Annotated in this window: 15 protein-coding genes; 6 read left to right on the forward strand and 9 right to left on the reverse strand. The window is 57.1% G+C overall.

Features of this window, described 5'->3' with window-relative positions; genetic code table 11:
- Positions 1 to 3 precede the first annotated feature (3 nt).
- Together P3B99_004505 and P3B99_004510 are read right to left on the reverse strand one after the other, a co-directional pair.
- Positions 4 to 1905, reverse strand: coding sequence for a hypothetical protein (locus P3B99_004505; protein WYJ08384.1), 1902 nt, complete (start codon positions 1903 to 1905; stop codon positions 4 to 6).
- A 240-nt stretch (positions 1906 to 2145) separates the two neighbouring features.
- Positions 2146 to 3645 (reverse strand): potassium/proton antiporter, encoded by a 1500-nt coding sequence (locus P3B99_004510; protein ID WYJ08385.1) that lies wholly within the window; start codon positions 3643 to 3645, stop codon positions 2146 to 2148.
- A gap of 147 nt (positions 3646 to 3792) precedes the next feature.
- On the opposite strand from P3B99_004510, the gene P3B99_004515 reads away from it, so the two are divergent.
- Complete coding sequence (locus tag P3B99_004515) at positions 3793 to 4635, forward strand: alpha/beta hydrolase family protein (GenBank protein WYJ08386.1); 843 nt, start codon at positions 3793 to 3795, stop codon at positions 4633 to 4635.
- Between the two features lie 13 nt (positions 4636 to 4648).
- Complete coding sequence (locus tag P3B99_004520) at positions 4649 to 5755, forward strand: cellulase family glycosylhydrolase (protein ID WYJ08387.1); 1107 nt, start codon at positions 4649 to 4651, stop codon at positions 5753 to 5755.
- Between the two features lie 87 nt (positions 5756 to 5842).
- Here the strand turns inward: P3B99_004520 and P3B99_004525 are convergent, their stop codons facing one another.
- Both P3B99_004525 and P3B99_004530 read right to left on the reverse strand, forming a co-directional pair.
- Positions 5843 to 7279, reverse strand: a complete 1437-nt coding sequence (locus P3B99_004525; GenBank protein WYJ08388.1) for a cellulase family glycosylhydrolase — start codon at positions 7277 to 7279, stop codon at positions 5843 to 5845.
- A gap of 172 nt (positions 7280 to 7451) precedes the next feature.
- Positions 7452 to 9062: a sialate O-acetylesterase gene (locus tag P3B99_004530; GenBank protein ID WYJ08389.1), complete on the reverse strand. Its 1611-nt coding sequence runs from the start codon at positions 9060 to 9062 to the stop codon at positions 7452 to 7454.
- Between the two features lie 333 nt (positions 9063 to 9395).
- On the opposite strand from P3B99_004530, the gene P3B99_004535 reads away from it, so the two are divergent.
- On the forward strand, positions 9396 to 9725 hold the full coding sequence (locus tag P3B99_004535; protein ID WYJ08390.1) for a hypothetical protein: 330 nt from the start codon (positions 9396 to 9398) through the stop codon (positions 9723 to 9725).
- Positions 9726 to 9973: 248 nt separating this feature from the next.
- On the opposite strand, the gene P3B99_004540 is transcribed toward P3B99_004535, so the two are convergent.
- Complete coding sequence (locus tag P3B99_004540; protein ID WYJ08391.1) at positions 9974 to 10735, reverse strand: sulfite exporter TauE/SafE family protein; 762 nt, start codon at positions 10733 to 10735, stop codon at positions 9974 to 9976.
- A gap of 155 nt (positions 10736 to 10890) precedes the next feature.
- Here P3B99_004540 and P3B99_004545 point away from each other — a divergent pair, with 155 nt between their 5' ends.
- Both P3B99_004545 and trmB read left to right on the forward strand, forming a co-directional pair.
- A complete protein-coding gene (locus P3B99_004545) occupies positions 10891 to 11427 on the forward strand; it encodes a gamma carbonic anhydrase family protein (protein ID WYJ08392.1) in 537 nt (178 codons plus the stop codon).
- Positions 11427 to 12011, forward strand: coding sequence for a tRNA (guanosine(46)-N7)-methyltransferase TrmB (trmB, locus tag P3B99_004550; protein ID WYJ08393.1), 585 nt, complete (start codon positions 11427 to 11429; stop codon positions 12009 to 12011). Before P3B99_004545 ends, trmB begins: the two co-directional genes overlap by 1 nt.
- A gap of 191 nt (positions 12012 to 12202) precedes the next feature.
- On the opposite strand, the gene zupT is transcribed toward trmB, so the two are convergent.
- Positions 12203 to 13003 (reverse strand): zinc transporter ZupT, encoded by an 801-nt coding sequence (gene zupT / locus P3B99_004555; protein ID WYJ08394.1) that lies wholly within the window; start codon positions 13001 to 13003, stop codon positions 12203 to 12205.
- Between the two features lie 98 nt (positions 13004 to 13101).
- Between zupT and rbr the strand changes: the two genes are divergently transcribed.
- Positions 13102 to 13671, forward strand: a complete 570-nt coding sequence (rbr, locus tag P3B99_004560) for a rubrerythrin (protein ID WYJ08395.1) — start codon at positions 13102 to 13104, stop codon at positions 13669 to 13671.
- Positions 13672 to 13767: 96 nt separating this feature from the next.
- On the opposite strand, the gene P3B99_004565 is transcribed toward rbr, so the two are convergent.
- Genes P3B99_004565 through P3B99_004575 form a run of 3 tightly spaced genes read right to left on the reverse strand, consistent with a single transcriptional unit; the run spans position 13768 to position 17445 of the window.
- Entirely contained in the window at positions 13768 to 15972 is a 2205-nt protein-coding gene (locus tag P3B99_004565; GenBank protein WYJ08396.1) for an LptA/OstA family protein, read from the reverse strand.
- The gene (gene elbB, locus P3B99_004570) at positions 15969 to 16628 is read right to left on the reverse strand and encodes an isoprenoid biosynthesis glyoxalase ElbB (GenBank protein ID WYJ08397.1); all 660 of its coding nucleotides are present in this window, start codon (positions 16626 to 16628) and stop codon (positions 15969 to 15971) included. The genes P3B99_004565 and elbB overlap by 4 nt, the downstream gene beginning before the upstream one ends.
- Before the next feature lie 40 nt (positions 16629 to 16668).
- Entirely contained in the window at positions 16669 to 17445 is a 777-nt protein-coding gene (locus tag P3B99_004575; protein ID WYJ08398.1) for an MBL fold metallo-hydrolase, read from the reverse strand.
- Position 17446 lies beyond the last annotated feature (1 nt).

Raw genomic sequence — 17446 nt, forward strand, 5'->3', positions numbered from 1 at the left:
CCGCTATTCGAAGAGTTCGAAAACGGCGGTGTCGGGGGTGGCAAAATCGTATTCGAATTTGTCGGCGTTGACCGCCGCGACTTTCCCGCTGTAAATTTCCACGACTTTCGAGTATTTTTTCGGAAGCGTTATCGCGCGTCTGCCGCCTTTCGCCGTGTGGATTGCCACAAGCCTTTCGCTCGCGAACACGGGCGTTTCGAAGTCGGTATACAGCGTTGCGCCCGCCTTTGCGGCAAGGTCGCGCATGACGGCGGGAGTGAGCTTTTCGTAGTCGTAGACGTACGCGCGGGTGTGGTCGGAGTATTTGCGCGCGTTCACGCCGTCCGTTTTATACGGGAAGCCCGTGAGCTTTTCCACGCGCGAGACGTCGAGCGTCTTGCCGTCGGAAATGCCCGCGGCATCGAGGAACACCGCCGTTTTCCCCTGCGTGAAGACGTGCTTTTCGAGAACTTCCCGACGTTCGGGCGTGAGGTGGAACATCGCGGGGAACACGAACATTTTTATGCGCGACATGTCCGCCTTGCCGATGTCGTTGAACGAGTATACTTCGAACGGCGCACCGAGCCGGTTGAGCTTTGTGCGCATGTCGACGAAAATCTTTTTGCATTTTTTGTTCGTCTCGTTGACGTACACCGCGCTCTGCGGGTCTACGATGAGCGCGACTTCCGCCATGCTGCGCTCGTTCTTCGCGGCGTATTTGTCCCACAGTTTTTTGCTTTGGGCGATGAGCTTCATCGTTTCGGGGGCGTCGTAGAAGCCGCCCCACATGTCGAAGCACCAGAGCGATGCGCCGTTGACCATCGTCAGCGCGAACTCGCGCTTCATGCCCGCGTCAACCTCCGCCTGATTCTTCCATTCGGAGTCGAAGCCCGCGACGTTCAGGCGCGGAACTTTTGTAGTGGGCGTGCGGTGGTCGATTTCGTGCAGCCAGCCCTTGCCGCTGCGCAGGCGCGAGCCGTTGGGACACATGAAGCCGCTGCCCTGCCCCATTTTTCTGTCGTAGTACGTTCCGGGGGAGACGAAAAAGTCGATGTTCGGCGACGAGAAAATGCGCTCGTAGCTGAGGTGTCCGCAAGAGACCATTCTCCCCTGAGCAAGCTGGACAATGTAGCCGAAGAACATGCCTATCTGCTTGTCGGGCGAAACCATTTTGCGGGTAATGCCCGAAAATTCGTTGATTGTATCTACGATGATATCGCTCGAAAATTCGCAATAGTCGATTATGTCGCCCTCGGTTTGCGGGTCGCGGATAAAGTCTTCGAAAGTCGCGTGGTCGATGCGGTCGAATGTCGGCACCTGCACGATTTTCTTGCCGCGCTCGGCGAGCCACTTTTTCCACGCCTTCGTTTTGTTTCTGCCCGCGGCGAAGCGGCTGTAATCCATCCATTCGTCGGTCTGCCCGCAGGCGAGCAGATACGCCTTTATTTTGTCGCCGTACTTCTTTTCGGTGTGTTTTAGAAATTCTTTCAGGTACTTTGCGGTTTCCCTGCGCCAGCGCGGGTTCGAAACCGCGTTCGAAAGCTGGGTGAAGCTGTCGCATTCCATCGAATTCCACGCCTCCTGACGCGTAAACCAGTGGGGCGAGTTGAGGTCTACAATGCAGACGAATTTTGCGTTGGGGTTGACCGCAAGAATGTCGTCGAACTGTTTGTCGAGAACTTCGAAATGGTATTCGTCGAACCAAGTCCAGATGTTGGGGTACTGGCTGTATCTGTCGCCGAGCGAGTTTGTCGTGTTGGCGGGCAGAAACGCGACGGTGTCTACCCCCGCGTCGGCAAAGCGTTTCATTGCCGCAAATTCGGGCATGAACGAACGGTACGAAAATATCTTCTCCCCGCCGAACGAAGCCGACGCCGCGACCGCCGCAAGAGCCGCGGTCAAAAATGTTTTTACTGAATTTCCCATGTTTTGCTTTCTGTTTGTCGAAAAAAATATTGGCAAAAAAAACAAACAAATGCAAAGAAAAAAGCTCACGCCCCTGCAAAAACAGCCGCAGTCCGCGCCGATTGCGCAAAGCTGCGCGGCGGCAAAAATTGCGGCGGGCGAAACGCGGAGAAGCCCGCGGATTTTCCGCAGGCAGAGGAAACGCAATCAGCGGGCGCGGGAACGGAGTATTTGCGGCGGACGGAAGACCGAAAGCGCGGGCTAAATGCCGTCGCCCACGGTGTAGTAGGGAACGCCGAGCTTTTCGCACGCCGATTTCAGGTCGCTCTCGCGGTCGCTTATGACGTAGAGCTTGTCGCCGTCGAAAAGGGTCGTCGTGCCGTCGGGAATGAAATAGCGTCCGCCGCGCTTTACCATGATTACAAGCGTGTTCCGCGGAAGCCCCAGCTTCATCAGGGTGTTCCCCTTTTCGAGAAGCGTTTGGCTTACGTCGATTTCGGAAAGGACGGATTTCATTTCGTCGGGCAGCTCGAAATCCAAGTCGGATTTTTTTGCGTTGGACTTGTCGCAAACGCCCAGCCACGACGCCATTTTCACAACGGTCATGCCCTGCACCATAAGCGACAGAATCGTGATGAAAAACACCACGTTGAAAATCAGCCGCGCGTTCGGCACGTCGGCGACGAGCGGGTATGTCGCAAAGATAATCGGGACAGCTCCGCGCAGACCGACCCACGAAATGTACATTCTGCCGCGATTCGAATAGCGTCTGAACGGAAGCAGGCTCAGCCACACGCTCAGCGGACGCCCCACGACTATCAAAAACGCGCCGATTAAAATCGCGAACGCGGCCACCGGCACAAGCTCGCGCGGGTTCACGAGAAGTCCGAGGGTAAGGAAGATTATTATCTGCCAAAGCCACGCGAAAACCGCAAAAAATTTCTTCGTGCTCTTCAAGTGGACGACGGTCGAGTTGCCGAAAATAAGCCCCGCGATGTAGACCGCCAAGTAGCCGTTGCCGCCGACGGCGTCCACCACCGCGAACACCGAAAACCCGCACGCGACAAGCAGCACCGAGTACAGCGCGACGTTGTCGAGCGACGCCCTGTTGACGAGCCAGACTATCCCGTACCCGAGCGCGACGCCCAACGCCGCGCCCAGAATAATCTGCAAGAAAAACGAGTACACCGCCGAGTGGAATTCAAGCCCGCCCTGAATGTATTGAATGAGGACAATGGTGAGAATGTACGCCATGGGGTCGTTGCTGCCGCTTTCGAGTTCGAGGGTTTCGCGCAGGTTTTCCCTGAGTTTAAGCCCGCGAGCGCGCAACAGAGCGAAAACCGAGGCGGAGTCCGTGGACGACATCACCGACGCCAACAGCATCGACTCCGCCAAGCCCAGCTTGAAGCCGAAAAGCCCGCAAATGCCCCAGATGAACGCGCCCGTGAGCGCGGCGGTCGCCACGACCCCGAAAGTTGCAAGCACAAGCCCCTCGCCTACAATCGGCTTGACGTCGGAAATGCGGGTGTCCATACCGCCCGAAAAGAGGATTACGCTAAGCGCCATGATTCCCACAAACTGCGTCGCGTAGACGTTGTCGAAGTGGTATCCTACTCCGTCGGTTCCCATGAGCATGCCCACAAGCAGAAACAGAAGCAGGGACGGCACGCCGAAGCGCGAGCTCATTTTTCCCGCGAATATGCTCAGAAGCAGCATGCCTGAACCGACAAGAAGTATGTTTTCGGGAGTAATGTTTTTCATTTTTTGAATGCGGTTTGCCACCCGAAATCCGCGGCTTTGCCAAGCGGAACGGACGCGTTTTTTATTGAAGACCGACCGAATATGTAGTATTGAATTCCGACTTTCAAACCATTATATTTATTTTTCGAAAAAAAGCTGACATACATCATGAAAATTCTGGCGAAAATATTTGCGGCGGCACTCGCGCTTGCGGCGGTCGCCGCGTACGGCAAAACCGTCGAAGTAAAAGCTCCGAGCGAAGCGATGAAAAAGGAGGTCTCCGCGCTCGTGGTTCTGCCCGACTCCTACGACGCCGATTCGGGGAAATCCTACCCCGCAATCTACCTGCTCCACGGCTTCGGCGGCAACCACACGACGTGGCCCAAGCGCACAAAACCCAACCTCGACGAAATCGCCACGCAACAGGGAATAATCTTCGTCTGTCCCGACGGCGCGAAAAGCTGGTACTGGGACGCCCCAAAAAAGCCGGAATACAAGTACGAAACATTCGTCTCGAAAGAGCTTGTGGAATTTATAGACAAAAACTTCCGCACGGTGAAGTCGCCCAAAGCCCGCGCAATCACGGGGTTCAGCATGGGCGGGCACGGCGGACTCTGGCTCGGGATAAGGCACGGCGACGTTTTCGGAGCGTGCGGCTCGATGAGCGGCGGCGTAGACATTCGCCCGTTCCCGTCGAGCTGGGCGATGAAAGATTCGCTCGGCGCGAAGAGCGAAAACCCCGAAATTTGGGACTCGCACACCGTAATCAACGAAGCCGACAAAATCGACCCCTCGAAAGCCCCCGCCATGATTATCGACTGCGGCACTAAGGACTTTTTCTACAAGGTAAACCAAGCACTCCACGAAAAGCTCCTGCGCCTGAACATTCCGCACGAGTACACCACGCGCCCAGGGGCGCACACGCACGAGTACTGGAACAACGCGGTCGATTTCCAGATTCTTTTCTTCAAAAAATTCTTCGAAGCAAGCAATACAAGCAACAAAGAATAAGGATACAATATATATGAAAAGGACAATATCCGCAATACTCGCCGTCTGCGCGGCGGCGTCGCTTTCCGCGCGCGAAAGATGGACGGAACAGCAGGCGAACCAGTGGTACGCAAGCCAGCCGTTCTACGCGGGGGCGAACTTCATTCCGTCGAACGCAATCAACCAAATCGAAATGTGGAGCACCGACACGTTCAGCCCCGATGTAATCGACCGCGAGCTGGGCTGGGCGCAAAGCCTCGGCTTCAACGCAATGCGCGTGTTCCTGAGCGACGTCGTGTGGAAGCACGAGGGCGAAAAGCTTTTTGCGAACATGGAAAAGTATCTTGAAATCGCCGACAGGCGCGGAATCAAAACGCTCTTCGTGTTCTTCGACAGCTGCTGGAACCCCGAATCGGAGTACGGCAAACAGCCCGAGCCCAAGCTCTGCAATCACAATTCGGGCTGGGTGAAATCGCCGTCGTTCAAGGTGCTCAACGACAAATCGCAGTGGGGAGACCTTGAAAAATACGTAAAGGCGGTCATCACGCGCTTCAAGGACGACAAGCGAATCATCGGCTGGGACATCTACAACGAGCCAGGAAACGTGGGATACACGGTAATCGACGGCAGGGAGAACGAAAACGCCGAAGTGTTCCGCAACACGCGCGAGCTGCTCGAAAAGGCGTTCGTGTGGGCGCGGGCGGCGAACCCCTCGCAACCCATTACTTCTGGCGAATACTCCGGCGACGACCACATCGTTGGCAGGGTTTTCAACAAGCTCCAGCGCGACAAGTCCGACATCATTTCGTTCCACTGCTACGGCGGCGCAAAGGCGTTGAACACGGTAATTAAAAAGCTCAAAAAATACAATCGCCCGCTTTTCTGCACCGAGTACATGGCGCGCCCCGCGAGCACATTCAACCCGTGCCTCGGAATCATGAAGGAGCACAAGGTTGCGGCGTTCAACTGGGGCTTGGTAAGCGGCAAAACGCAGACAATATACTCGTGGAAATTCAACAAGATGAAAAACCCCACCCCCGACCTGCTCAAACTGTGGTTCCACGACGTTTTCTTCGAAAGCGGCGTTCCGTACAAGCAGGAGGAGGCCGACTACATCAAGAAAATCATGGGCAAAAAATAAAAGCCCGCGGCAAAACGCAAAACAAAAAACGGCGCAGGATTTTTCCCGCGCCGTTTTTGCGTTTAAAAGAACCGAAACCACCCCGCCCTATTTGGCGGCGGGGACGAAATCGACGGCTTCGAGCTCGGCTACGACTATCGGGGAGTCGTAAATCGGCAGGTTTTTGAACACAGTTCCCCCGCGGGTTTTTACGATATTCGCGGCGGGGATTTCGTATACGCCGCCCGTCAGAATGTCCACCCACACGGGCTTTTTGAAGCTTGCCTTGACCTCCACGTCGGCGGGGGTCGTCTTGTTAAAGTTTGTCGGAGTGCATTCGTCGTACCACACAACGAACGCCGTTCCGCCCCTCGGAGAGTAGCCGAAAACCGAGTGCGACAAGCCCGTCTTCACCGAAACCTCTTTGTTCGGGTTTTCGAAAAGCTCGAAGACCGAAACCAAGTTCTGCACGGCGTAGTACGCGGTTTTGATTTTCACCACATTGTGCTTTTCGTCGGTCTCCAATAGCCCCTTGACGTTGAGCATTTTGATGAAGTCGGTCGCGGCGTAGTGCATGTCGGAAATTGTGAAGCACGAAGTCCAGATGCCCCTGCCGTGGTCGCCGAGCATGCGGCGCAAGTCCCACTTTGCCTGCGAAAGCTCCGTCCACGGGTGCTTTGTGAGCGCGCCGCCGAGAAAGCCCTTGGAGGGCGCGCCGTTTTCGCCCTGCCTGAGCTGGACTTTCTTGGAGTATTTTTTCAGGATTTCCGCCATTTTCTCGACGTCTACGTACGAGTTTTCGGGGCGGAAGTCGTAGCCGTGGTACGAAAGCCAGTCGAAGAGTTCGAGCTTGCCCGCGTCGGAGAGAGCCTTGACGTATTCCTCGAATTTTTCGGGAACGATTCTCGCAAGCGCAAGCCCCGAAATCTTGGCGTTGGGGTCGTTCTTTCTGATGATTTCGGCGGTGCGCACGTTCATGTCGACGGTATCGGCGACGGTGCGCTTTCTGTCCAAGTCGGGCTCGTTCCACATTTCCCACTCGACGCGCCCCGCGTAGCGTTTCGACATTGCGTCGACCCACGCGTCCCACGCGGCTTTCGCTTCGGGAGACGACGGCATGCCGCCTTTGAGGAACGGCGTGCCGCCGCCCTTGTAGATTGTGTTGCCGTAGGAGGTCTGAATCCACGGCGTGATTCCGAGGGCTATGCACTCGTCGACGATTTTGTCGAGCCATGCGAAGTCGTAGACGCCCTTTTGGCTCTCGGTTTTCGCCCAGCCGCCTTGAAGCCTTATGTGCTTCATGCCGAGCGGCGCAAGATACTGCTTGTACTTGTCGAAATCGGCGTAGTCTCTGTCGAGCGTTTCGCCGCCGATTGTGAGGTTGTTCCGCGCCTCCGCAGTGCTCTTGGGTTTGAGCGTTCCCAAGCGTGTATACGAAACGTCGAGGTCGGTTTTAACCCTGTCCGCCGAAGTGTCGATTTTCGGCGAGGCCGTCCCCGTCAGTGCGAATGCGGCAAGAGCCGCCGTTAAAAACAATTTTACCATAGTAAGTATATATTTGTATTAAAAAGGAAGTCCGCGCAAATGCGCGGGCACATGGAAAGTATTATCAAAAATCGGGCGCGTCTTTCAACAAAAAAACGCGTCGATGCAAACGGCGTCCGAACCGCGCAAAAGGCGTCCTCCCCGCGAGTTGCGGAGATGCCCGCGCGGCGAGCTATTTTACCGAAACCGAGAACGGGAAGAGCGGCAGACCGTCGGAATTGCGCAGGCACACGTCGTCCTGCGGGTACTGTTTCCACAGGTAGCGCACGCCGTCGATTTTCCCGCCGTTGCGCGACGACACTACGATTTTCCCGCCGTCGAGCGCGGCGTCCGCCGCAACCCATTTTCCGCCTACCGACGCCTCGAAGCCGCGCAGCGCGCCGTCGGCTTTGAGCCCGCGCCCGAAAGAATCCACGGACACTTCCGCCGAAGCCCCGCCGAATTTCGCGCTTTCGAAAATCGGCGAAAGCGGCGACTCCCCGCGCTTCCCGTAGACGCAAGCCATAGCGACGCGCTCCATGCGCAGCCCGACGTCCGTTTTGTTGCGCGGGTGTACGTCGTTTTTGTCGCCGATGTCGAGGGTGCAGACTGTGTACATGTTTTCGGTACGCTCGGAAACGGCAAGCTGCGCCGCGCGTACCTCCGCCCAGTTTGCGCTTTTCCCGTAGGACGAAAGCTGCGCCTGAATGAACGGCAGGTTCGGGTCGGCAAAGCATTCGCGCCAGACGCGGACGACGGTTTCGAGCTGGCTTTCGAACGCGCCTAGCGAAGCCCCGCGGGCGTCGGACTCGCCCTGATACCACAAAATGCCGCGAGCCGCGTAGCCCGCGAGGGGCGCGACTTTCGCGTTGAAATTGTAGAACGGCGTCGCGGAGGCGGAGAACGGCGAATCTTTCGACGGCGGGACATATGCACGGTATCCGCCCCAGCTTTCGGGCTTTTTGCCGCCGCGCTTCCATTCGGCGAGTTCCGACTTGCGCTTTTCGACTTTCGCGCTGTATTCGGCGAGGGCTTTTTCGTAGCCGCCGCTGTCCCACTTGCGCATATCGATTGCATGGGACTTCTTGCGCATCTCCAAAAATCCGTTCCCCGCGCACGCCGATTCTGGAATCCACGCCGCCATCGGGGAGCCGCCGATCGGCGTGAAAACGAGCCCCACGGGAACGTCCAAGTCGGCGGCGAGTTTTTCGGCGAAATAGAAGCCTATCGCGCTCCAAAGGGGGACGTTTTTCGGGGTCGCCGCGCGCCAGACCGAGCCTTCGGGCGAATCCTTTTGCGGAGCGCGGGCGAGGTCGAGCGAGCACAGCGAAGTGCGCTCGAAGGTTCCGAATTTACGTTCGAGAAATGTGTCGGGAAGCGCACCCCTGATTTTTTTGAAACAGCGCACCGCGGGATAATTTGCGCGTTCGGTTGCCGCCTTGCCGTCGGTCGTGGGAAGAAGCGGCCACGCCATGTTGCTCTGCCCCCCCAAGACCCAAACTTCGCCGACGAGCACGTCGGAGACGGCCTTCGCCGCCCTGCCGTTTTCGGCGATTTCGATTTTGCGCGGCGTTTTCGATGCGGGAAGCGGCGGGAGCTGCACGCTCCACTCGCCCGATTTGCCAGCCCGCGCCGTCGCCGACTTGCCCGCAAACGACACCGAAATCTCCGAATCGGGCGACGCCCACCCCCAGATTTTCAGCGGTTTGCCGCACTGCAAAACCGCGCCGTCGGAAAACACGCGCGGCAGTTTTACTTCGGCGGAGGAAACGGTCGCCGCAAGAAGCGCGGCGCAAAAAAACATTGTCTTGCCAAATTTCATACAAAAAACCAATATGCAAAAACGCTTCGGATTGCGAGAAAAATCCGCAGCAAAATATTTCCTTTTACCCGCGCTCAATCGATATATTCAATATCTTACGAAAACAATACACTCAGCATTTACTCAAAAGCGGAAATAAAATCATCTGGAACGACCGCGAAGGCGGAAAATTCGTGTCGCGCATAATGGACGTCGAAACGCGGCAATCTGCGCATAATAGACCCCTACAACTACACGTCGCACTTCATCTGGACGCCCGACTCGAAAGCGGTTCTCGCGTGGACTAAAATTCCGCCCCACGGCGACGGATTCTTCGTGATAGAAGACACTCCGCAAGCCCGCGCCACGCAAATCGGCAGGGACGTCATGACCAGAAACGGGCACTGCACCTACATCTCGCCCAAGTGGGTTCTCAACGACACCTACCCCGACAAAGACGCAGTCCAAACCGTCTACCTTTTCAACACGCAGACGGGCGAGCGCACCGACATCGCAAAGCTCCACATGCCCAAAAGGCGCGGGGGCGAATTCCGCTGCGACACCCACCCGCGCTCGACGCCCGACGGCAAAAAAGTCATTGTAGACTCCGCCCACAGCGGGCAGCGGCAGCTCTACATGCTCGACATTTCGGACATCGCGAAATAGGCGCGAACGGGCGCATAAAAAATTTTCAAAAAAAAAACTCTTGACAAATTCAAAACGCCCATCGATAATCACCTACGAAAATAAAGATTACATTTCTCCTACGGGAGATGGGGTAAATAAATAAAGTAGAAAACAAACTGGTCGGTAGCGTGGGGGTACGCTACCGACCTTCTTTTTGTCAAATTCGCGCCCCGCCGCGCAAAACGCAAATGGGCGCAAACTTCGGAAAGCCTCGGCGCAAGGCGGGCTTAGCAAAAGAACATCGCGGCGGTCGAAATAATCGTGGTCGCCACAATGAACGCCCTGTACCACTTTTCGGGAAGCTTTTTCACAAACCAAATTCCGAAGACCGCGCCGAGCAGAATGAACGGAATGCCCACGGCTCCCACGGCGAGGCTTTTTGCGCCTATGTTGTCCCACGCAAAAATCTGGAACGGCAGCTTCATGTAGTTTACAAGCAGAAAAAACCACGCGTTTGTGCCCACAAAAACAAGCTTCGGAAGCCTCGCGCTCAGCAGGTATACCGACATAACGGGCCCCGCAGCGTTGCCAATCATAGTGGTAAATCCTCCCGCCACGCCGAACGACTGCGCGTACCACCACTTGCGGGCAATCGAGCCGTCGCACGCGCCGCCGCGCTCCGTCCAAAACATCACCACAAGCCCCAAAAATATGCAAAAGGCAATCAGAATTCTGAACTCGTCGGCGGGAACGAAAGAATCAACGAATATCGCAAGGAAAAATCCGGCCACCGCAGGCGGCAGAAGTTTGAGCACAATCCGCCACGATGTCTGGCGGCGGTAGTAGCACACGGCGACGAGGTCGGCAAAGCAGAGCATGGGAAGAATCACGCCCGTGGAGGGCTTCGCGCCGAAGGCTATCGCCATGAGCGGAATGGAAATCGTGTTTATGCCCTGCATGCCCGTCTTCGACATTCCGACGAGCACCGCGCACAGAAAAAGCGTCCACATCTGGGCGGGCGACGAAAACAACTGTGAAAAATCGAACATAATCGGGCAATAATCGCCCCCGACGCGCGGATTGCGAGTTTTTTCAAACAAAAAAACGCCGAAAATGTCTATCTACCGCAACGCAAAAATGCGGCGGAATAACGTTGAAATTATAAACGCTTCGCGCAAACTTCACTTCAAACCGATTAATGAACATGACACTCGAAGAAAGACTCGAAAAATATCTCGGACAAAATCCGCAAATCGACCCCACAGCATACGTCAGCAAACACGCCGTCCTAATCGGAGACGTGAAAATCGGCGCGCATGCGAGCGTCTGGCCGGGCTGCGTGCTCCGCGCCGACATCAATTCGATTGAGATTGGCGAAGGCTCGAACATTCAGGACGGCACAATGGTGCACCTCGCCGACGACGCCGGCGTGAAAATCGGCAGAGACACAACAATCGGGCACGGCGCGGTTATCCACGCGTGCGAAATCGGCAGCGAGTGCCTCATCGGAATGGGCGCGGTCGTGCTCGACAATGCGGTTATCGGCGACAACTCCATTGTCGGCGCGGGCGCGGTAGTCACGAAAAACACGGTTGTTCCCGCGGGCTCGCTCGTGCTCGGCACTCCCGCAAAAATCGTAAAGCAGCTCGACGACAAAACGAAAGAGGGTCTCGGCTACTGGTCGAAAAAGTACCGCAAACTCGCCGCGGCGAACAAGGCGAAGGAAGAGGCGTCCGAATAATGAGCCTTGAAGACGCACTCAGACGGCGCGCCGAACGCGTGGCGCGACTCCGCGAAACCTGCGCCGACATCTTCGCGCTGTCGCAAAACATCTCGCTCGAAATCGGCTGCGGCAAGGGGCACTGGCTGAGCGCGTACGCCGCCGACAACCCCGACGAGCTGTGCGTCGGAATCGACCTCATCAGCGAGCGCGTGCGCGACTCGCAACGCCGCGCGAAAAACAAAAACGCCTCGAACGCGCATTTCGTCAAGGCGGAGGCTCTCGAATTTTTGGAGGCAATGCCGCGCGACGCGCGACTCGCCAAAATCTTCATATTTTTCCCCGACCCGTGGCCGAAGGAACGCCACCACAAACGCCGCCTCATGCAGCACGAATTTCTCGACTACATCAGGCAGTTCGCAAACGCGGGCACAAAGCTCTACTTCCGCACCGACTACCGCGAATACTTCGACTGGACGGCGGAAATCATCAACGAAAACTCCAACTGGAAAATCACCGAAGAGACCGAGCTTCCCCTCGAAGAGGTATCCCAATTCCAGCGCATTCTGCCCGAATTTTCAACGCTCGTAGCCGAAGCCGTCTAAGCGGCGCGGAAGTTCGGCAAACGCAAGACGCTCCCGCAATCGGGCGCGTTTTTTTTGCGCCTCCGCGCCCCGAGCAAAACCGAGTCGGGCTTGGAGAACGGGCGCGGGCGTGCCGCGCAAAACCGGAGCGGCGAAAGCCGCCGACAATATCGCATAAGTCCGCTTCACATTTCCAGTTGTATTTTAGCGTTTTAAAATATTATCGAAACCGCCGCCATGAACGCCATTCCCGAAAACACGCCGACAATCCCGTAGTGCTCCTCGCCGTATTCCTTCGCCATCGGCAGAAGCTCGTCGAGGGAGATGTAGACCATTATTCCCGCAGTCAGCGCGAGAGCCGCGCCCACAAGCTGCGGCGTCAAATACGGCGCGAGCGCAAAATACGCAAACACCGCCCCGAGCGGCTCGGCCATGCCCGAAAGAGTCGCCCAGCAGAACGCCTTGCGCTTGTCGCCCGTCGCCGAATAAATCGGCAGAGCCACCGACACGCCCTCGGGAATGTTGTGGAGCATTATCGCTATCGCCACGCCGACTCCGACCTTGATGTCGTCCAAGCCCGCCACGAAAACCGAAAGCCCCTCCGGAAAATTGTGGATTGCAAGCGCGACCGCCGTAAAGACCGCCGCCCTCCCCGCTTTCGACGGACGCCCGTGCGCATGCGGCTCCGCGCCGCGCTCCGCCATTTCGTGGTCGACGTGTTCGGGAATGAAGTAGTCTATGACGCCCGCAAGCGCGACGCCCGCGAAGAACGCGAGCACCGCGAGGGCGTGTCCGAGCCTGTCGGAAATTCCGCCGCCCTGCATTTTCGCAATCGCCGTCGGCAGAATGTCCGTAAAAGACAGGTAAACCATCACGCCCGCCGAAAAGCTCATTCCGAGCGCGAAAATCTTGAAGTCGTTTTTTCTGAGCGCGAACGTAAGCGCGGCTCCAACGCCCGTCGCCGCTCCGGCGACCAGCGCGAGTAGAAATGCAATCGGCGCGTTGTCTTCCATGATTTTTGCTTTACATTTTTTTATTTGTTGACGATAAAACACAATATTAAAAATCGTCTTTTTACGGAATCGGACGATTTCAAAAAAAAGGAAACATCATGGAATTAAAAGGCAGCAAAACAGAAAAGAACCTCATGTGCGCGTTCGCGGGCGAATCGCAGGCGCGGAACAAATACACCTACTTTGCAAGCGTCGCGAAGAAGGAGGGCTACGAACAGATTTCGGCAATCTTCACGGAAACCGCCGACAACGAAAAGGAGCACGCAAAACGCTTCTACAAACTGCTCGGCAATACCGACGTGGAAATTCAGGCAACATGCGGCAGCCGCTTCGGCAATACATTCGAAAACCTCATCGCAGCAGCCGAGGGCGAATACGACGAATGGCACAACCTCTACTGCAACTTTGCCGACGTTGCCGACGCCGAGGGATTCGCGGAAATCGCGACGGTGTTCAGAAAAATCGCGGAGGTTGAGGCGCACCACGAAGCCCGCTACCGCGCCCTTGCGCAAAACGTAAAGGACGGCAAAGTTTTCAAAAAGGACGCGCCCGTGCGCTGGAAATGCCGCAACTGCGGATTCGTTTTCGAGGGCGCGGAAGCTCCCGAAAAGTGCCCCGCATGCGCCCACCCGCAGGCGTATTTCGAAGTGCTTGCCGACAATTTCTAAACATTTTCTCCGCCGCAAAAAAACGGCGGGGGTGCTTCAATACAAAAAAAGGCGCGGAATTTTCCGCGCCTTTTTTGTTCGCAAAGTTGCGTCAGGCTACTTGCGCTTTACGGGGAGCTTTATCGTCGGGCGCGAGGGAGCTTCGTCGTCCTCGTCGGGGGTCGTCGGGCGGACGAATCCGCCCGAGGGAGCCTGCGCGGGAGCGGGCGACGCCTCGCCCTCGACCGCCACCGACTGCGAGCCTTTGTTGTAGACTATTCTGTGCCCCGACAGGCGGGAGTTGTCCTCTCGGTTTATCACAACGGGGCTGTCTTCAAGCACAAGCATCTGCTCGTCGGCGTAGATGTCGGCGCGTCCGCACCTGACCTCTTTCAGCCCCTGGTCGAGCTTCACGTTTTCGGTCATGGCAATCTGCGTGATTTCCTTTTGCGCTCCCGATTTCGGCGCGCGCATCACAACCTCAATCTTGCCGCACGACGCCTCGGTATCGGTGCCGCTCACCTTTACGTTGCCCTGAAAATAGTAGCGGTCGTCCTTGTCGGAGCTTGTAAGCCACTGTTTGTCGCTTTTGATTACGGTTTTCGACGACGCGATTTTCGCCGCGCTTTCCGAATCTTTCATGCCGATGTTTCTAAACGGAGGAAGCACGATAGTCGGGCGTTTGTCTGGCTTCGCCGGATCGGTCGAAAGCTCGACGAATTTGTGCGGCTTCTTTTCCGTGCCGCCCGCGCCCTTCATTTTCAGGCGCGGATAGATTACGGCGTTTTCCGCCTGCGCGGAGTACGATTTCTGCCTGATTGAAACGCCGTCGCTTGCCGCTATTTTCTTTGCCGTGGTCGCGCCCGCGTCGTCGGATTCGGCGAAGACGTCGAGCTTCTGGCAGTTCGCGGAGATGTCCGCCGACTCGATTGACACGTCGCGCCTGAACTCGAACTTCGTCGCCTTGCCGTCCTTCGAGAACGCCAGCACGCGCGACTTCACTCTTGTTTTCGTCTTTGCGGATTTTCCGCCCGACGCCGCGCCGAGAGCCGCGCCGACGTCCGCCGACTCCGCAAGCGAGACCCTCACGAAAGATTTTTTGCCCTCCGAAAGCGCAAGCCCCCTGTTTGCGTTGCGGACGAATACGACGGTGTCGGCTTGGAGCGTCGTGCCGCGCTTGGGGTTGTCGAGCCGCGCGTCGCCCGACAGGCGGATTTCGGATTTTTCGGGGAAGATTTCGAGCAGCGCGCCCGTCGCGATTCCGTCGTCGCTTGCGAAGCGGATTTTATCGTAGCCCGTGATGTGTTCGAGCTTCGCCTTTCCGCTGTCCGAGTCCGACGCCGCCGCGCGGAGCTTTCCGCATGTCGCGTTGAAGTCGTCCGCCGCAATTTTGACGTCGCCGTCTATGTCGAACATGGTTTTGCCGTCCTTGCGGTACATGACGATTTTGTCGGCGTAGATGTCGATTCTGTTTTCCGAGCCGTCCTTTTCGGCGTGGAAAACCTCCGCCTTGGCGCGGGTTGTCCTGTCGGAGTACGCTTCCACTTTCTGCGCCCCGCGGTCGAGGAGCATACGCGCCCCGCCGAGCTTCGCCTTGCTTGCGATGTCCGTAATTTGCGGATTCCCCGCGAGGTTCGCCCGCCCCGTCTGCGGGAAGATTTCTGCGCGTCCGGCGCGCGCCCTGCGCCCGTCGCGCGTCATGTCCACGTTTTCGGACGCCGTGATTTTGCCTATGCCGCCGCCCGATTTTGCGGCGTCAAGCTCGATTTTCCCGCAGCTTAAATCCATCTCGGAATTTTTGACCGACACCGCGCCGCGAAGCACAAACACGTTCGCCCTGCCCTTGTAGTCGAGGCTCGCGTAGTCGCTTTTAAGCTTTGTGTCGGGCGATTTGCCGCCCTTTACGGAAATGTCCACGTCGGAGAAAACCTCCACAAAGCGCGGGTCGCCGAACCATTTCCATTTTTTCCCCGTCATGTCGAAATCGGCGGAGGAGACCGAAAGCTCGTCCGGGCTTTCCGAAATCTTCGTCGTCGGGTTTACCCTCGCCGACGGGCTTTTTATAGTGGCGCGAAGGACTGCGTCCGACTTCCCCTCGAAGAGGTCGAGCCTTATTCCGTCGATGTCCACGCGGTTTTCGTCCACATATTTTGCGCGGTCGCCGAAAAGCTCCCACTCTTTTACGCCCGTGTTTTCGTCGAAATTCGGAAGCTCGAAATTCGAGACCGTGCCGGGGAGCATTGTCGTCTGGCGCGCGCCCGAAGCGGGGCACACCGCGGCGGCTAAAACAAAAAGTATTATCGGAAGATTTTTCGGCATCATTTTGCTGATTTTAACATTGCCGCCAACATCGCCCCGACGCCCCTGTCGATTTGCACGGTATCGGCGGCGAGCATGTACGCGGGAGTTGAAAAAACGTTCCTTTCGGAGTCGCAAACGAAGCCGTCGGCGGCGCATTCGACGTGCTCGCCGCCGAGCGCGCGGATAGCCTCCGCCGTCTGCGGGTCGCGCCCTATCGTAAGCTTGACGCCGCCGCCTATCGACTTCGCCCCGATTACGGGCGAAATGCAGACGAAGCCCACGGGCTTGCCCGCCGAAACCATCGCCTTTACCGCCGCGTCAACCTCGGCGTTTACCGACATGTCCGCACCCCTGAACGCGAAGTCCGAAAGGTTTTTCGCCGCGCCGAAGCCGCCGGGGAAAACGAGAATGTCGAAGTCTTCCGCGCGGAATTCCGACAGAGCGGAGATTTCGCCGCGGGCGATTCTTGCGGACTCCGCAAGCACGCTGCGCGCGCCGCTTTCGGGCGAGCCGTCCGCGTGGTTTACGGTATCCGACTGCGGAATGTCGGGCGCAAAAAACGCCGTCTTTGCGCCGAGTTTTTGAAGGTTCAAAAGTGTTATCACGGCTTCGTGGATTTCGGAGCCGTCGAAGACTCCGCAACCCGACAGTACTATTGCGGCGGTTTTGTTTTTCATGTTGTCTTTATAAAATCGTTGGAGGGGCTTTTGTTCAACCCTAAATTTCGACGGACAGCCCGTCGTACGCCATATGACACGGCGCAGGGAGGTTCGGTTCCCATTCGCCGTAGTCGAGCCTGCCCGTGGTGTGTATGAAATACGACACTTTTGGCGAAATCTCGCGCGTGTATTCTATTGCCTCCTCCACGCTCAGGTGCGACGGGTGCTCCTGCGGGCGCAGGGCGTCTATGGCGAGCAGGTCGGCGTTTTTTGCAAGCTCTATCGCGCGGGGCGAAAGCATTTTGCAGTCGGTAAAATAGGCGAGCTTTTTGCCGCAGTCCTCAAACACAAGACCGAGCGTCTTTACGGGCCCGTGCGGAAGCTCTACCGACTTCACCGTCGCGCCGTTTGGCAGTTCGAGAGTCTCCGGCATTTTGTTTACGGCAAAGCACGGGTAGCCTTTCGAATGCGGGTGCTGGTCGAGGGCGTAGGGGAACATTGCGCGTATGCGCTCCAAGCCGTAGTCGTTGGAATAGACGGGGAGGACGTTGCCGTCGATTTTGTCGCAGAATCTGCGGAGGTCGTCCATACCCGCGATGTGGTCGGCGTGTCCATGCGTCAGAATGAAGATGTCGGCGAAGTCGATTCCGTTTTTCAGGCACTGAATGCGCAGCTCGGGCGAGGCGTCCACGAGAATCGAGCACGACGAAAGCTCTATGTACGCGCTCGTGCGGGTGCGCCAGTTTTTGGGGTTGGACAAATCCAAGCCGCGGTTCGTTCCGCCTATGACGGGCACGCCCTGGGAAGTGCCCGTTCCGAGAAACGTGATTTTCATG

The organism is Opitutia bacterium KCR 482 (assembly GCA_029269845.2).
GTDB lineage: Bacteria > Verrucomicrobiota > Verrucomicrobiia > Opitutales > Intestinicryptomonadaceae > Merdousia.

Bases quoted from the DNA above. Each gene is read 5' to 3' on its own strand.
- P3B99_004520 (WYJ08387.1), top strand. From the start codon at position 4,649: ATGAAAAGGACAATATCCGCAATACTCGCCGTCTGCGCGGCGGCGTCG.
- P3B99_004540 (WYJ08391.1), bottom strand. From the start codon at position 10,735: ATGTTCGATTTTTCACAGTTGTTTTCGTCGCCCGCCCAGATGTGGACG.
- trmB (WYJ08393.1), top strand. From the start codon at position 11,427: ATGAGCCTTGAAGACGCACTCAGACGGCGCGCCGAACGCGTGGCGCGA.
- P3B99_004565 (WYJ08396.1), bottom strand. From the start codon at position 15,972: ATGATGCCGAAAAATCTTCCGATAATACTTTTTGTTTTAGCCGCCGCG.
- P3B99_004525 (WYJ08388.1), bottom strand. From the start codon at position 7,279: ATGGTAAAATTGTTTTTAACGGCGGCTCTTGCCGCATTCGCACTGACG.
- P3B99_004545 (WYJ08392.1), top strand. From the start codon at position 10,891: ATGACACTCGAAGAAAGACTCGAAAAATATCTCGGACAAAATCCGCAA.
- P3B99_004575 (WYJ08398.1), bottom strand. From the start codon at position 17,445: ATGAAAATCACGTTTCTCGGAACGGGCACTTCCCAGGGCGTGCCCGTC.
- zupT (WYJ08394.1), bottom strand. From the start codon at position 13,003: ATGGAAGACAACGCGCCGATTGCATTTCTACTCGCGCTGGTCGCCGGA.
- elbB (WYJ08397.1), bottom strand. From the start codon at position 16,628: ATGAAAAACAAAACCGCCGCAATAGTACTGTCGGGTTGCGGAGTCTTC.
- P3B99_004510 (WYJ08385.1), bottom strand. From the start codon at position 3,645: ATGAAAAACATTACTCCCGAAAACATACTTCTTGTCGGTTCAGGCATG.
- P3B99_004515 (WYJ08386.1), top strand. From the start codon at position 3,793: ATGAAAATTCTGGCGAAAATATTTGCGGCGGCACTCGCGCTTGCGGCG.
- P3B99_004505 (WYJ08384.1), bottom strand. From the start codon at position 1,905: ATGGGAAATTCAGTAAAAACATTTTTGACCGCGGCTCTTGCGGCGGTC.
- rbr (WYJ08395.1), top strand. From the start codon at position 13,102: ATGGAATTAAAAGGCAGCAAAACAGAAAAGAACCTCATGTGCGCGTTC.
- P3B99_004530 (WYJ08389.1), bottom strand. From the start codon at position 9,062: ATGTTTTTTTGCGCCGCGCTTCTTGCGGCGACCGTTTCCTCCGCCGAA.